Genomic DNA, 13,179 nt, shown 5'->3' with positions numbered 1-13,179 from the left:
ACCAAGTCTAAGCAGACCCGCGCGGCTCAATCACCACAAAGTTTGGCGTTCGGGAGAGTTTTTACCCCTATCCACAGGTGTCAGGCGCTCTGAAGCGCCTTCACCGCGCAATGCTCTTGTCCATCCGCTCGCGCAGCGCCGCGATCAATTCGGCCTCGCTGCAATCGGCGTTGATCGCAAGGCGTCGCAGCCCGAAATGCACCTGCGCGACTTCCTGATAATAGCGCGTGAAGAGGTAGTTTGCGGTCGCGCCCGCAACGGCACCAAGGACCGGCACGGTCTGCGCGGCAAGCTTCTGGCCCAGCACCACGGCAAGCTTGGGCGCCACTGTCCTGATCAGCTTCTGCACCGCGCCACCGCTCAGCGTCAGCCGCAGCGAGACAAAGGCCAGATCGGCGCCGTCGTCGCGCTCCAGCGGCCCGGCCGATCCGAAAACGCGCAAACAGTCGAACTGGACGCTCTCCAGCGAGGGGTCGAACCCGTTTTCCGCCGCCGCCGCCTGAATCGCGCGCATCAGGACGGTCGTGGTCATCGGCAGTTCCACCAGCGCGCTCGGCAAACCGCCGAACCCACCAGCGGCACCCATCGCCGTGGTCAGGGCGGTATTGACCCAGGGGCGCTGGTCCGGGATGCGGCCCCGCGATCTGCGTGCCGCGGCGAGAGCCAGCGTCAGCGCCTTCTCGGTCGCGCCGTCGAGGCCGGAGCGAACCGGGCGCGGCAAGCGCTCCAGCAGCCCCTCGGCCTGTCCTCCCACCATGTTCAAAAGACGGATGCCCACGCTGTCCGCCGCACGGTAGCGCGCCGCCAGCCGATCCAGCTCTGCCTCGCGGTCCACGGGTTCGATCAGTTCGATATCGCTCATGCCACCCTCCGATGGGACAGCTAAGAGATTGGCATCGCGCCGCCCGGTTTCAATCCGTCACGGTATCCCAGCGCGTCACCGGCCCCTCGACACCCTTCCAGGCCCCGAACACCAGTTCCTGCCCCAGCACCCGGTCCGGGTTGGTCGGCGGCGGCATGACGACCTTGTCGAGCTTGGTGAACCCGAACCGCCGGTAATAGGGCGCATCCCCCACCAGCAGGACCCGTTCCCAGCCCTTGGCCGCGGCTCGGTAAAGGCTGCTGCGGATCAGCAGGGCGCCCAGCCCCTCGCCCTGGTGAGTCGGGTGCACCGCCACCGGCCCCAGCAGCAGCACGGGCTGCCCCGCCACCCGGACGGGCCAGAAGCGGATCGCCCCGGTCAGGATGCCCAATTCGTCGTGAGAGACCAGCGATAGCCCCTCCACAGGGGGAATATCGTCGCGCAATCGGTACGAGGACAGCGCCGTACGGCCCGGGGCAAAGCAGAGATCGAGCAGCGCTTCGACCTCCCACCAGTCTTCTTTGGTTTCCGGCCTCAGCTCGATCCTGGGTTCGTTCAATGTCCTGACCTCTTAGCGGTGGCCTTCGCCCTAGCATGACGTTACCTCTGGGGCAAACATCAGGAGCCATTCATGTTCTACCGCCCCGAGGACGGCCACGGCCTGCCACATAATCCATTCAACGCCATCGTCACCCCCCGTCCGATCGGCTGGATTTCAAGCCGCGGCGCGGATGGCTCGAACAACCTTGCTCCCTATTCCTTCTTCAACGCCGTCGCCTATGTCCCGCCGCAGGTCATGTTCTCCTCGACCTCGGGCAAATCCGACCGCGCCGAGGGCAAGGACAGCGTCGCCAACATCCTCGAAACCGGTGTCTTCTGCGTGAACATCGTCGAGTACGCCATGCGCGACAAGATGAACGCCACCTCGCAGACCCTGCCGAAGGACACCGACGAATTCGTCCATGCGGGGATCGAGATGGCCGAGGCAGAGACCATCAACTGCGGCTATGTCGCCAAGGCGCCTGCGGTGCTGGAATGCAAGCTGACCCAGGTCGTCACCCTGCCCGGCGAGATGAACCGCCTCGTTCTGGGAGAGGTCACCGGGATCCACATCCGCGACGACACCCTCGTGAACGGTCGCTTCGACATCACCACCTTCCAGCCCCTCTCGCGCCTCGGCTACCGGGACTACACCGTGGTGAAGGACCTGTTCGAACTCACCCGGCCCGACGACTGATCTCGCCCTCGTCCCGGCTCATCGGGAAGCGCACCCAGAAGGTGGTGCGCTCGTTCGGGACGGAGTCGTAACCGATCCTGCCGTGCATCCGGTCGACCAGCCCCTTGGTGATCGCGAGGCCAAGGCCCGATCCTTCCCTGTCGCGCGTCTCCGGCACCGCCTGCTGCGAGAACGGGCGGAAGATGTGCTGCCGGAACTCGGGCGAGATGCCCCGCCCGTGGTTGGTCACCGCGACATGGCAATCGCCGCCCGCCCGCTGCACCTTGACCAGCACCCGGTCCTGCGAGGGCGAGAACTTGGCCGCGTTGGACAGGAGGTTGACGATGACCTGCTTCAGCCGCTTGGGATCGGCCTCGGCCCGGAACAGGCTGTCCTCGGTCTCGATCTGGATACTGACGTCGAACTTCTGCGCCAGCGGCTGGGTCTCCTCGACCGCCTGCTGAACCACCGAAAGGATCTCGACCGGCTCCATCTCCAGCGACAGGCCGCCAGTGGCAAGGCGCTGGAAGTCGAGCAGGTCGTCCACCAGTTCCTTGAGGCGCTGCCCGTTGCGGCCCGCGATCTCCAGCAGGTGCCGTGACTGCTCGTCCAGCGCGTCCCCGGCCTTGACCCGCAGCAGGCCCAGCGCGCCCGAGATCGACGCCAGCGGCGTCCGCAACTCGTGGCTCACCGTGGCGATGAAATCGTCCTTGAGCCGGTCGACCCGCTTCTGCTCGGTGATGTCCAGCATCTGCGCAACGAGGTAGCCACGCCCCCGGCGGTTGTCGCTGAGCTTGGTGACCCGGATGGCAAAGTCGACCTTGGTGCCGTCGGGCCGTTCGTAGACCCGTTCGGACGAATGGACGCCGCTGCCGTCGTCCTGCATCTCGGCGACCTCACGCTGAAGTTCGGCCAGCGCCTCGTTGTCTGTCAGGCTCCACAGGGTCTGGCGCTGCAATTCATCGGCCGAGTATCCCAGCAGCCGCTCGCAGGCCTCGTTCACGATCAGGAACCGCCCGCCCCGGGTCATCACCGTCATCGGGATCGGCGTGCGCTCGATCAGCTGCCGCAGTTCCTCCTCGCGCGCCCGCGCCCTGTCGGTCGCCTGCTGCAGCTCGGTAATGTCGCTCATCGTCCCAAGCAGGCGCACCGCCTTGCCCATGCTGTCACGCTCGGCCACCATCAGGACCGAGTGCATGGTGCGCCAGGTCCCGTCCTTGTGCAGGATACGGTACTTGGTCTCCGACCGCTCCGTCAGCCCGTCCTCGCAGGCCGCGTCGGCCTCGATCACCCTCAGCCGGTCGTCCGGGTGCACCCCCGCGTGCCACAAGGCGTCTGAATCGTGGCCCTCGGGGTCCTCGACCCCCAGCAGGTGGAACCAGGTGTCGGTCGCCTTGCCCTCGCCGGTCAGAAGATCGGACTCGAATACCCCGATCTGGCTGCCCCGCAGCGCCACGTTCCAGCGCTGTTCCTGTGCCCGCAGAGCCATCTGGGCCTGCACCCGCAGCGATACGTCGGCCAGCCGCACGATGTTCAGCAACGGCCCGTTGTCTTCGCTGTACCGGCTCTGCCGCACCTCGAGGTACCGCGTGCCCTTGTCCGGGGTCTCGAGAATGGTCTGGTTGACCCCGAAGTCCGAATGCTGGGTGGCAAGGATCAACTGACCGTCACGCATCTCGGCCCCCGGCATCAGCGCCGCAATCGGCGCGCCTCGCACGGTCTTGACGCGATGCCCGAACAGCTGTTCCGCGCTCTTGTTGCAGTAGGTGACAGTGCCTGTTTCATCGACGGCCAATATGCAGGCGGGCGCATTTTCGACGATTGATCGGAACATCGCGTGGGTGACCTGTCGGACATTTGTTATATTTTGCGAAAGTCTTCGCCGAAAACCGGGACCATTGCGACAGTCTTCTCAGAAATAATTGGCCCTGTGTCATAGAAGCCGAGGATTTCCGCGCCCGCTCCCGACGACTTGAACCGTCACAGCCGGAACCCCGGCCCCGTCTCCACCGTTGATCCCTGCAAGCCGCTACCCCTGTTGGAGGAGCTTTCATGGCCTTTGACGACACCCGCAAGACAGCCGTCCTCTACCGGATGGTGATGCCCGACCACCTCTGCCCCTATGGTCTCAAGGCCAAGGACCTGCTTGAACGAAACGGGTTCGAGATCGAGGACCACTGGCTCGAAACCCGCGAGGAAACAGAGGCCTTCATGGAACGGCACGGGGTCGGCACCACGCCACAGACATGGATCGGCGGCGAGCGGATTGGGGGCTACGACGACCTGCGCGACTACTTCGGCCACACGCGCCCCGCTTCCGAGGACGGCACCAGCTACCAGCCCGTCATCGCGATCTTCTCGGTCGCTCTGCTGATGGCGGTTGCAGTCAGTTGGACGGCCACCGGAGCGTTGTTATCGCCCCGCGTGCCGCAGTGGTTCATCGCCATCGCCATGACCCTGCTCGGCGTTCAAAAGCTGCAGGATGTCGAGAGCTTCTCGACCATGTTCCTCAACTACGACCTGCTGGCGCGGCGCTGGGTGCGCTATGGCTACCTCTATCCCTTCGCCGAAACCCTGGCCGGCCTTCTCATGATCGCCGGGGCGCTGAACTGGCTCTCGGCGCCCATTGCCCTTGTCATCGGCACCATCGGCGCCGTCTCGGTGATCAAGGCCGTCTACGTCGACAAACGCGACCTCAAATGCGCCTGCGTGGGCGGCAACAGCAACGTCCCCCTAGGCTTCATCTCGCTGACCGAGAACCTGATGATGGTCGCGATGGGCCTGTGGATGGGCATTTCCGCCCTCACCAGCTGATCGCGAGTTGGCAGCCGCCACAACCTCCTTGGCCTTTCCCCTGCCGATGTGCTTTGAACGCCGGGCGCATTGCACACAGGCCCCCGAATGACACTTCCCCATGCTGCGGAAACGGCCACGCCGTCGTCTCGCCCCGCCATCCCCGTAACCGTCTGGATGCTGGGGATCGTCAGCTTGCTGATGGATGTCTCGTCCGAGATGGTGAATGCGCTGCTGCCGCTCTACCTTGCCAGCGGTCTCGGCGCCTCGGTCCTCGCCATCGGCTTTATCGAGGGGCTCTCGGTCGCCGTCGCCACCGCCACCAAGTACCTCTCCGGCCTGCTCTCCGACTACAGCCACCGCGCCAAGACCCTCGCAGTGCTCGGGTACGGCATCGGTGCCCTGTCGCGCCTGATCTTCCCGCTGGCTGTCAGCGTCGACCAGATCGTCCTCGCCAAGGCGATGGACCGTGTGGGCAAGGGCATCCGGGGCACGCCCCGCGACGCCATCATCGCGGCGGTCACCCCGCCGGAGATCCGGGGCGCGAGCTTTGGCCTGCGCAAGTCACTCGACACCGTGGGCGGCTTTGTCGGCCCGCTGCTCGCCATCGGAGCCATGCTCCTGCTGGCCGGGGACATTCCCGCCGTCTTCTGGGTGGCCGCCCTGCCCGCCGCGCTCTCGGTGCTGGTGCTTGTCGTCGCCGTGCGCGCGCCCGAGAGCGATGCGCCCGCCGCTGGCAGCGCCTTCCGGCTTGCCGACAGCCTCCGCCTCAACCGCGCAGTCTGGTCGGTAATCGGCATCGCGGCGGTGATCATGCTGGCGCGGTTCAGCGAGGCCTTCGTGCTGCTCAAGGCGCTCGAGGCGGGTTTTGTCCCGGCCTGGGTGCCCCTGTCGCTGGTGGTGATGCACGCCGCCTACGGCCTGACCGCCTATCCGGTCGGGCGCCTGTCCGACCGCATCGGAACCTCGGGCCTGCTGATCGCCGGCCTCGCCTTCCTCGTCGCGGCACACCTCGTCCTCGCGTTCGCCACGACGGTCTGGGCCTACGTCGCGGGCACCATCCTCTGGGGGCTCCACATGGGTTTTTCGCAGGGGCTCCTCGGCGCGATGATCGCAGCCGCGACGCCCAACCACCTCAAGGGCAGCGCCTTCGGCACCTTCAACCTCGTGACCGGGGTCGTCGTGCTGATCGGCAATACCGCAGCCGGCTTCCTCTGGCAGACCCAGGGATCAGCCGCGCCCTTCCTCCTCGGAGCGCTGCTGTCGGTGGCCTCGATGGCGCTTATCGCTATCGCTCGGCCCGCGACCACCGCCAGGTAACAGCGGCGCGCGGACACGCGAGATGCCGTCGTCAGTGCCCGCCGAGGATCCCGGTGCGGACACCGTAGTTCACCGCCAGCCCGTAATCCGGGTCGTCGTCGCTGTCGACCATCAGGTGCCCCGCCTTCTTGAGCAGCCGGTGGCAGTCGCGGCTCAGGTGACGCAGAACGATACGCTTGCCCTGCGCCTCGTACTTCGCGGCAACCGCCTCGATCGCCTGCAGGGCCGACTGGTCAACGACACGGCTGTCGGCAAAGTCCACGATCACCGTTCCTGGGTCGCCTTCGGGGTCGAACAGTTCCACGAAACCGTCAGACGAGCCAAAGAACAGCGGCCCCTGCACCGAGTAGACCCGCGCGCCCTCGGGCGTGTAGTGGCTGCGGGCGTGGATGCGCCGCGCGTTGTTCCAAGCATAGGCCAGCGCCGAGACGATGACGCCGAAGACAACCGCTGTCGCGAGGTCCTCGAACACCGTCACCACGGTCACCAGCACGATCACCACGGCGTCGGTCAGGGGCACGCGGCGCAGGATCTTGAACGAATTCCACGCAAATGTCCCGATCACCACCATGAACATCACGCCCACCAGCGCCGCCAGCGGGATCAGTTCGATCAGCGGCGCGGCGTAGAGGATGAAGACCAGCAGGAACAGCGCCGCGGCCACCGCCGCGATGCGGGTCCGCCCCCCGGATTTCACGTTGATCATCGATTGGCCGATCATGGCGCAACCGCCCATGCCGCCGAAGAAGCCGGTGATGACGTTCGCAAGGCCCTGCGCCACACATTCCTGGCTCGCCCCGCCGCGCTTGCCCGTGATCTCGCCCACGAGGTTCAGCGTCAGCAGGCTCTCGATCAGGCCGATGGCCGCAAGGATGATCGAATAGGGCAGGATGATCTTGATGGTCTCCCAGTTGATCGGAACCATCGGCACGTGCCAGCTCGGCAGGCTGCCCTTGATCGAGGCCATGTCGCCCACGCGCGGCACATCGAGCCCGAAGCCGATCACCAGTGCGGCGACAATCCCGATCCCGGCCAGCGGCGCGGGAATGATCCGGGTCACCTTCGGCGTCAGGTAGATGATCGCCATGGTCAGCGCCACCAGCCCCAGCATCATGTAGAGAGGCATCCCGCTCAGCCATTCGCCGCCACCGGCGCCATGCCCCGACACCTCGGTCGACCCCGGCACCTTGAACTGCGTCAGCTGCGCAAGGAAAATTACGATGGCAAGCCCGTTGACGAAGCCGAGCATCACCGGATGCGGCACCAGCCGGATGAACTTGCCCCACTGCATCAGCCCCGCGATGATCTGGAGGATGCCCATCAGCACCACGGTGGCGAACAGGTACTCGACCCCGTGCTCGGCCACCAGCGACACCATGACCACCGCCAGCGCGCCCGTCGCGCCCGAGATCATGCCCGGCCGCCCGCCGATCAGCGCCGTCACCAGCCCGATGAGGAAGGCCGCGTAGAGACCGACAAGCGGGTGCACCCCGGCGACGAAGGCAAAAGCCACTGCCTCAGGCACCAGCGCCAGCGCCACCGTCAGGCCCGAAAGCAGCTCGGTCCTGATCCGGTCTCCGGTCAGCTTCTCGTCCGGAAGAAGGTTCAGGTCCTGCGAGGCAAGACGCTGTGCGAACGAGGCCAGAATGGCTCGGGGCATCGGATTTCCTTTGGCTGTGGCGTTGCGGGCGCCGCGCGTTTACTGCAATGCAGCATGAAAGGCCAGCATTACCATTAGATTTCTCCACGCCCGGCGCTGTGCCGAACCGTGGCCAAGGCACGATTCCACTGAGGTTTTCCCGATGTCCCCCTCCGATCTGACCATCCGCAGCGCCGGGCCTGCCGATCTGCCTGCCCTGCTCGACCTCTACCAGCACCTCAATCCGGGCGACGAGCGCCCCAGCGGGCCGCAGGCCGAGGCCGCGCTGGAACACCTGATGCGCTACGAGGGGAGCGCGATCTTCCTTGCATTGTCAGACGCGACGCCCGTCGCCTCCTGCACGCTGGTCGTCATCCCCAACCTGACCCGTGGTGGCGCGCCCTACGGGCTGATCGAGAACGTCGTCACCCATGCCGCTTACCGCAACCGCGGCATCGGCCAGCGCCTGATGGATCATGCCACGGAGGCCGCGTGGCAGGCTGGCTGCTACAAGCTCATGCTGATGACCGGGTCCACCCGGCCGGAAACGCTCGGGTTCTACCAGCGCGCGGGCTTCGAACAGTCCAAGACCGGCTTCCAGAAACGGCGGGTCGCGCCCCGGCCCGAGTGATCCGCGCTGGCGGTGCCCAATCCTCCGGCACGCCCAGCCCCCGTCCCTCCCATCTCCCCATAATCCCGTTGCAGCCCCGCCAACGGGCGCTAAGGTTCGCCCGAACAGGCAAGCACAGGGGGCGACATGACCTATCTCGGCGTAATCGGCGGCTCGGGGCTCTACGAGATCGACGGGCTGGAAAACCCGACATGGACCACGGTGGAGACCCCGTGGGGCGCGCCCTCCGACCAGATCCTGACCGGCACGCTGGACGGGGTGAAGATGGCCTTCCTGCCCCGCCACGGTCGCGGACACGTCCATTCGCCCACCACCGTTCCCTACCGCGCCAACATCGACGCGCTGAAACGGCTGGGCGTGACCGATGTCATCTCGGTCTCGGCCTGCGGCTCGTTCCGGGAAGAGATGGCGCCCGGCGATTTCGTCATCATCGACCAGTTCATCGACCGCACCTTCGCCCGCGAGAAGAGCTTCTTCGGCACCGGCTGCGTCGCGCACGTCAGCGTCGCGCACCCGACCTGCCCGCGCCTCTCGGCGGCCTGCCTCGCCGCCGCCATAGACGCAGGGATCACCGTGCATGACGGCGGCACCTACCTCGCGATGGAGGGTCCGCAGTTCTCTTCGGTCGCCGAGTCCAAGATGTACCGCGAAAGCTGGGGCGCCGACGTGATCGGCATGACCAACATGCCCGAAGCCAAGCTCGCCCGCGAGGCCGAGCTCTGCTATGCCTCCGTCGCCATGATCACCGACTTCGACAGCTGGCACCCCGACCACGGCGCGGTGGACATCACCGAGATCATCAAGACGTTGCAGGACAATGCCGACAAGGGCCGCTCCCTCGTCGCGCGCCTACCCGCCCTGCTGGGTCCCGAGCGCGCGCCCTGCCCCCACGGGTGCGACCGGGCGCTGGAGTACGCGATCCTCACCGCTCCCGACAAGCGCGACCCGGCCCTGCTGGCCAAGCTCGACGCAGTGGCGGGCCGGGTGCTCTGACACAAGCGGCGGGCTCGAACCGGCATTGCAGCCCGGCGGATCATGCCGTTTCATGGCCTGATCCGCCGCCGAAAGGACAAGGCATGAGGACCGCACCAAACCCCGGCCAGAGGACGTCAGAGCACACGACCAGATCGGGCACTCGCGGCACCTCATGGTGACGGCCAGTTCCCCTGCTACTGTTCTGCTGCTCGGCGCGGACGGATTCATAGGCCGCCACATCGCCTTTGCCCTGCGCCGCGAGGGCTGGCACGTCATCGCCTCCGCCCGCCGCACCGCCCGGCTCGACCAGATGGGGTTTGCCACCCTCCGGGCCGACCTGACGGACCCGGCCACCCACGACCCCGCGTTCTGGCGCCCGCACCTCGCCGGGGTTGATCACGTGGTAAATGCCGCCGGTCTCCTGAACGGGTCCGAAGCCGCGTTTACGGCTGTCCACCAGCTTGCCCCACAGGCGCTTTATCTCGCACTGCCAGACACCTGCACCGCGTTGTTGATCTCCGCCATCGGCATCGAGACCGCCGAGACGCCCTTCGCCAGCCACCGCCGCGTGGGCGAAAAGATCGCCCGCGATCATGGCGTCACCATCCTCCGCCCCGGGCTTGTCCTTGGCGATACCTCCTACGGCGGCAGTTCGCTGTTGCGCGCCTTCGCGGCCTTTCCCCTCGTGACACCCGTGGTCGGCAGGGGCGACCAGCCGTTCAACCCGATCCATGCCGACGATCTCGCCACGGTGATCCGCGACTGCCTCCGCAATCCGCCGCCCCCCGGCCCTCACGCCGTTGGCGGCCCCGAGACCCTGACTCTCGCCGACATGACCCGCGCCTATCGCAATTGGCTGGGCCTTTCCCGCGCGCCACTGCTGCGCCTGCCCCTCCCCCTTGCCCGCGCACTCGGCAGCGTCGGGGATGCCCTCCGCCTCGTCCCGATCTCGCGCACCGCGGTCGACCAGCTCTCCGCCGGTGTCCTCGCACCCACCTCCGAGGCGCTGACGACGCCCGGCCGCCCCTTCTCGACCTTTCACCGCAGCCGCCCGGCAGGAACACAGGACCTCTGGCACGCCCGGCTCTACCTGCTGCGCCCGCTCCTGCGGCTTACGCTCGCGCTCCTCTGGATCGTCTCCGGCCTGCTTGGCCTGTTCCTCCCGGCCGCTCAGTTCCTGCCCCTGCTCGGCCCGACCGCCCTGCCGGCGGCGGCCCTTATCGCGCTTGCCCGCCTCGGCGGCCTGGCCGACCTTGCCATCGCACTCGCGCTCCTGCGTAACTGGCGGCCGCGCCTCATGGCATGGCTCCAGGTCGCGCTTGTCGCGCTCTACACCCTCGCCTTCACCATACTTGCGCCCGCCCTCTGGCTCCTGCCGCTCGGCGGGCTGCTCAAGAACCTGCCGATCCTCGCCCTGCTGCTGATCCACGCCGTGCTGGAGGATGAACGCTGATGGACCCCTACCTGCTGGCGAAGTGGCTTCACATCCTCTCCTCCACCGTCCTGTTCGGCACCGGCATCGGCACCGCCTTCCAGATGGTCTGGGCCATGCGCAGCCGCGATGGCCGCGTGATCCATCAGGTCGCCCGCGGTGTCGTCATGGCCGACTGGCTCTTCACCACGCCCGCAGGGGTGATCCAGCCCGCGACCGGTCTGTGGCTGATCCACCTCCAGGGCTGGTCCCTGACCGAGCCCTGGTTGCTGGCGACCTACGTGCTCTACGCCCTCGCCTTTCTCTGCTGGGCCCCGGTCGTGCACCTCCAGACCCGCATTCGCGATCTCACCGCGAACGGCTCGTTCCCGCCCGAGGCACTGCGCGCCTGCCGGATCTGGTTCGCCCTCGGTTGGCCCGCCTTCCTCGCGCTGATGGCGATCTTTGCACTGATGGTCAGCAAACCGGCGCTTGGCTTCTGATCCGAACCGTGGCTTGCTCGGGCGAACCACCGAAAAGGATACGCCCATGCCCCTCGATCTCTGGCTCGCCTTCGTTGCCGCCACCACCGCGCTTCTGCTGATCCCGGGGCCGACGGTCCTGCTGGTCCTGAGCTACGCGCTCTCCAAAGGCCGCTCGGTCGCCGTCGCCTCGGCGCTCGGCGTCAGCCTTGGTGATTTCCTCGCCATGAGCGCCTCGCTTCTCGGGCTCGGAGCGCTGGTGATGACATCGGCCATGCTCTTCGCCGCGCTCAAGTGGGTCGGCGCAGCCTACCTTGTCTGGCTCGGCATCAAGCTGTTGCGCTCGGCCCCTTCGGAAGGTCTCGAGGCCCGCACCGCCAACCGCGACGTCACCGCCTCCGGGGTGTTCCGGCACGCCGCCGTGGTGACCGCCCTGAACCCCAAGTCGATTGCCTTCTTCATCGCCTTCGTGCCGCAGTTCGTGCGCCCCGATGCGCCGCTCGCGCCGCAATTCGCGATCCTGATCGCCACCTTCGTCGGCCTCGCCGGGCTCAACGCGCTGGCCTATGCGCTGCTGGCGGACCGACTGCGCACCACGATTGGACGGCCCCGGGTCATCACCGGACTGACCCGCGCCGGGGGCGCGACACTGATCGGAATGGGTGTGCTGACCGCACTGCTGCGCCGCCCGGCAGGCTGACCGCGTCAGTCCTCTGTGGCAGGTGCCTCTTCGACAGGGGCCTCCACCACGGGCGCCTCTGCGACGGGCGCCGCAGCGACCGGCGGCTCCGGAGACCATGCCTCCTCGGTGCCGTCATGCTCTTTCAGAAAACCCCGGATGAACCGGCGGATTTCGCGCGCGGCGCTGGTGTCCAGTTCCTTGCACATCTCGACGAAGGCGTCCCGCTCCTCCTTGTCGAGGCGCAGGATCAGCTGGGCGTTCTTCTTTTTCGAGCCTTTCGAGCCCTTGTCCTTGGCGTCTTTCTTGGCCACCGCACATCCTCGAAATCTTGATTTTCGCGACCCGACAATGTATATACATTGTATAGGACTTGTAGATATTTCTTTGACAGAACACCAATTGAAAGGGAAATGCAAATGCCTCTTAACGCAGCAAAAACCTTCCTCGTGCGCGAACGCCTGGACTGGAACCGCCCGCACCTGCGCTGGCTGGCCGACACGCTCTATCGCAACCTGAGAATCTCCTACCGGTCCTGACAGGCTTTTCCTTGCAACCCGTCCCCGCTGGTGCCAAACCCTGATCCGGCAAGACCGGCTCATGAAGACAGGCTAACGGGGACCCCATGCCCAAGACGAAATCCGTCCGCGACTACATCCGCACCATCGTCGATTTCCCGCACGAAGGGATCATGTTCCGGGACGTGACCACGCTCTTCGCCGATCCCCGCGGGTTCCGCATGGCGATCGACCAGATGCTGCACCCGTACGCCGGTGAACGCATCGACAAGGTCGTGGGGCTCGAGGCCCGGGGCTTCATCCTCGGCGGCGCCATCGCGCACCAGCTCTCGGTCGGCTTCGTCCCGATCCGCAAGAAGGGCAAGCTGCCCGGCGCCACCATCTCGCAGGCCTACACGCTCGAATACGGCGAGGCCGTCGTCGAAATCCACGATGACGCGATCCAGCCGGGCGAGAAGATCCTGCTGGTCGACGACCTGCTGGCCACCGGCGGCACCGCCGCCGCCGGGATCAAGCTGATCGAACGCCTCGGCGGCGAGATCGTCTCCTGCGCCTTCATCATCGACCTGCCCGATCTCGGCGGCCGCAAGGTGCTGGAAGACATGGGCATGGACGTCCACGTGCTCTGCGAGTTCGAGGGCGAGTAACCGCCC

Annotated in this window: 14 protein-coding genes; 9 read left to right on the top strand and 5 right to left on the bottom strand. The window is 66.5% G+C overall.

The features are described 5' to 3' along the window. Positions 1 to 100: 100 nt before the first annotated feature. Positions 101 to 862, bottom strand: coding sequence for an EcsC family protein (locus DDT93_RS00510; protein WP_109463838.1), 762 nt, complete (start codon positions 860 to 862; stop codon positions 101 to 103). Between the two features lie 49 nt (positions 863 to 911). Beyond that, positions 912 to 1,421 (bottom strand): GNAT family N-acetyltransferase, encoded by a 510-nt coding sequence (locus DDT93_RS00505; RefSeq protein WP_232825337.1) that lies wholly within the window; start codon positions 1,419 to 1,421, stop codon positions 912 to 914. A gap of 72 nt (positions 1,422 to 1,493) precedes the next feature. Between DDT93_RS00505 and DDT93_RS00500 the strand changes: the two genes are divergently transcribed. Beyond that, positions 1,494 to 2,099: a flavin reductase family protein gene (locus tag DDT93_RS00500; protein WP_109463837.1), complete on the top strand. Its 606-nt coding sequence runs from the start codon at positions 1,494 to 1,496 to the stop codon at positions 2,097 to 2,099. Here DDT93_RS00500 and DDT93_RS00495 read toward each other — a convergent pair. Continuing rightward, on the bottom strand, positions 2,080 to 3,912 hold the full coding sequence (locus DDT93_RS00495; RefSeq protein ID WP_109463836.1) for a sensor histidine kinase: 1,833 nt from the start codon (positions 3,910 to 3,912) through the stop codon (positions 2,080 to 2,082). The two genes, DDT93_RS00500 and DDT93_RS00495, sit on opposite strands and share 20 nt — an antisense overlap. Before the next feature lie 218 nt (positions 3,913 to 4,130). Here DDT93_RS00495 and DDT93_RS00490 point away from each other — a divergent pair, with 218 nt between their 5' ends. Next, positions 4,131 to 4,892, top strand: coding sequence for a MauE/DoxX family redox-associated membrane protein (locus tag DDT93_RS00490; protein WP_109463835.1), 762 nt, complete (start codon positions 4,131 to 4,133; stop codon positions 4,890 to 4,892). 87 nt (positions 4,893 to 4,979) lie between these two features. Then, the gene (locus DDT93_RS00485) at positions 4,980 to 6,191 is read left to right on the top strand and encodes an MFS transporter (RefSeq protein ID WP_109463834.1); all 1,212 of its coding nucleotides are present in this window, start codon (positions 4,980 to 4,982) and stop codon (positions 6,189 to 6,191) included. Positions 6,192 to 6,222: 31 nt separating this feature from the next. Here DDT93_RS00485 and DDT93_RS00480 read toward each other — a convergent pair whose 3' ends face one another. Beyond that, positions 6,223 to 7,851: a SulP family inorganic anion transporter gene (locus DDT93_RS00480; protein ID WP_109463833.1), complete on the bottom strand. Its 1,629-nt coding sequence runs from the start codon at positions 7,849 to 7,851 to the stop codon at positions 6,223 to 6,225. Positions 7,852 to 7,993: 142 nt separating this feature from the next. On the opposite strand from DDT93_RS00480, the gene DDT93_RS00475 reads away from it, so the two are divergent. The 5 genes from DDT93_RS00475 (at position 7,994) to DDT93_RS00455 (ending at position 12,029) form a co-directional block, all read left to right on the top strand. Next, positions 7,994 to 8,461 (top strand): GNAT family N-acetyltransferase, encoded by a 468-nt coding sequence (locus DDT93_RS00475; protein ID WP_109463832.1) that lies wholly within the window; start codon positions 7,994 to 7,996, stop codon positions 8,459 to 8,461. A gap of 126 nt (positions 8,462 to 8,587) precedes the next feature. Continuing rightward, positions 8,588 to 9,454 (top strand): S-methyl-5'-thioadenosine phosphorylase, encoded by an 867-nt coding sequence (locus DDT93_RS00470; protein ID WP_109463831.1) that lies wholly within the window; start codon positions 8,588 to 8,590, stop codon positions 9,452 to 9,454. A gap of 157 nt (positions 9,455 to 9,611) precedes the next feature. After that, positions 9,612 to 10,889, top strand: a complete 1,278-nt coding sequence (locus tag DDT93_RS00465; RefSeq protein WP_198654747.1) for a DoxX-like family protein — start codon at positions 9,612 to 9,614, stop codon at positions 10,887 to 10,889. After that, positions 10,889 to 11,350, top strand: coding sequence for a DUF2269 family protein (locus tag DDT93_RS00460; protein WP_109463829.1), 462 nt, complete (start codon positions 10,889 to 10,891; stop codon positions 11,348 to 11,350). The genes DDT93_RS00465 and DDT93_RS00460 overlap by 1 nt, the downstream gene beginning before the upstream one ends. A gap of 46 nt (positions 11,351 to 11,396) precedes the next feature. Next, positions 11,397 to 12,029: a LysE family translocator gene (locus DDT93_RS00455; RefSeq protein WP_109463828.1), complete on the top strand. Its 633-nt coding sequence runs from the start codon at positions 11,397 to 11,399 to the stop codon at positions 12,027 to 12,029. A gap of 5 nt (positions 12,030 to 12,034) precedes the next feature. Here DDT93_RS00455 and DDT93_RS00450 read toward each other — a convergent pair whose 3' ends face one another. Beyond that, positions 12,035 to 12,322: a hypothetical protein gene (locus DDT93_RS00450; RefSeq protein ID WP_232825336.1), complete on the bottom strand. Its 288-nt coding sequence runs from the start codon at positions 12,320 to 12,322 to the stop codon at positions 12,035 to 12,037. Between the two features lie 311 nt (positions 12,323 to 12,633). Here DDT93_RS00450 and DDT93_RS00445 point away from each other — a divergent pair, with 311 nt between their 5' ends. Then, the gene (locus tag DDT93_RS00445; protein ID WP_109463827.1) at positions 12,634 to 13,173 is read left to right on the top strand and encodes an adenine phosphoribosyltransferase; all 540 of its coding nucleotides are present in this window, start codon (positions 12,634 to 12,636) and stop codon (positions 13,171 to 13,173) included. Positions 13,174 to 13,179: the final 6 nt, after the last annotated feature.

Origin of the sequence: Albibacillus kandeliae (assembly GCF_003116585.1) — a bacterium.
Classification (GTDB): Bacteria; Pseudomonadota; Alphaproteobacteria; order Rhodobacterales; family Rhodobacteraceae; genus Albibacillus; species Albibacillus kandeliae.
This window is presented reverse-complemented; position numbering and strand designations above follow the sequence as displayed.